Origin of the sequence: Roseisolibacter sp. H3M3-2 (assembly GCF_029211165.1) — a bacterium.
GTDB lineage: Bacteria > Gemmatimonadota > Gemmatimonadetes > Gemmatimonadales > Gemmatimonadaceae > Roseisolibacter.
In genome coordinates this window covers 1-1,456 of sequence record NZ_JARGEK010000631.1, presented here as the reverse complement: position 1 = coordinate 1,456, position 1,456 = coordinate 1, and the positions used below count along the sequence as shown (strand labels likewise).

The following is a 1,456-nucleotide window of genomic DNA, read 5'->3' as shown; positions in this document are numbered from 1 at the left end:
CGCAGCGCGAGCGCGCCGAGCAGCGCCGCGAGTGGGCGGAGCGCGCCGAGCGGCTGCAGCGCGCCAAGCGCCGCGCTCCCGACGCCGGCGACGCGGACGCCGAGGGCTGACGCGCGATGCGGGACGGCTTCGCGAACGCCGGCGGCTGGATCGAGGTGATCGCCGGCGTGATGTTCAGCGGGAAGAGCGAGGAGCTGATGCGGCGCGTGCGCCGCGCGATGATCGCGAAGAAGCGCGTCCAGGTGTTCAAGTCGCACCTCGACGCGCGCTACGCGGGGCTGTTCGCCGTCTCGAGCCACGACCAGCGCACGGTCGCCGCCGTGCCGGTCGACTCCTCGGCGCAGCTGGTCCAGCGCCTCGACCCGACCGCGCAGGTGGTGGCGGTCGACGAGGCGCAGTTCCTCGACGAGGGGATCGTGCGCGCGGCGACGGCGATCGCCGAGCGCGGGCGCCGCGTGATCCTCGCGGGGCTCGACACCGACTTCCGCGGCGAGCCGTTCGGCGCGATGCCGCACCTGATGGCCGTCGCCGAGGTGGTGGACAAGCTGCACGCGATCTGCGTCCTCTGCGGCGCGCCCGCGAGCCGCAACCAGCGGCTGATCGGCGGCCGGCCGGCGTCGTACGACTCGCCGACGATCATGGTGGGGGCGACGGACGCGTACGAGGCGCGGTGTCGGGCGTGTCACGAGGTGCCGGCGCGGGACTCCGGGCAGCAGCGGTTGCTCTAGCGCACGGCGGAGGGCGGGGTATGGCGGAGTGCAGGGTACGGCGAAGATCGGGGTGAACCGAACCAAGGGGTGAACCGCACACCGGGGTACGACGGACCTACCGGCTATGAGCTCGTAGGTCCGCGGTACCCCGCTCTGCGAGGTCTCCCTTGATTCGGTTCACCCCGATCTCCGCCGTGTCCTGGTCTTCGGGGCACCCCGCTCTGCGCCGTGCGAGGCCTCACGCCCCCAGCCTCCGTCGTCACGGACACCGGCGGGCCTCCCCCCGCGTGACATCGCCGAGACCTTGCGCGTCCATCATTCGGTCACGACCACCACCCGGACCGACATGATCGCCGCCCTCATCCCCTCCGACGTCCGCCTGCAGCGCCTGCGCGCCGCGCTCCCCGCGGCGCGGTCGCTCGTCGTCTGCGACGGCTGGAGCGATCTGGCGCGCGAGTGCGCCCGCGGCGCGGCGCTGCTCGTGATCTTCGACCTCTACGCCGACGGCGCGCCCGACTTCGAGCGCATCCGCCAGCTGCGGACGGTCGCCCCGCGCGCCGCGCTCGTCGCCTACGTCGACCCCGCGCGCGCCCGCCCCCGCGACATGTTCGACGCCGGCCGCTGCGGGCTCGAGGCGCTCGTCGTGCTCGACGAGAACGACGGCCCCGAGGCGCTCGCCGGCCTCATCGCCCGCGCCACGGCGCGCGGCGCGGCGGCGGTGGTGAAGCCGCGCGTCGCCGGGCTGC

The 1,456-nt window shown here is 74.7% G+C and carries 2 protein-coding genes; both read left to right on the top strand.

What is annotated here, in order from left to right:
* Positions 1-116 precede the first annotated feature (116 nt).
* Complete coding sequence (locus PYV61_RS25260) at positions 117-728, top strand: thymidine kinase (protein WP_275836649.1); 612 nt, start codon at positions 117-119, stop codon at positions 726-728.
* 328 nt (positions 729-1,056) lie between these two features.
* On the top strand, positions 1,057-1,456 hold a 400-nt coding region (locus tag PYV61_RS25255), incomplete at its 3' end, for a hypothetical protein (protein ID WP_275836648.1).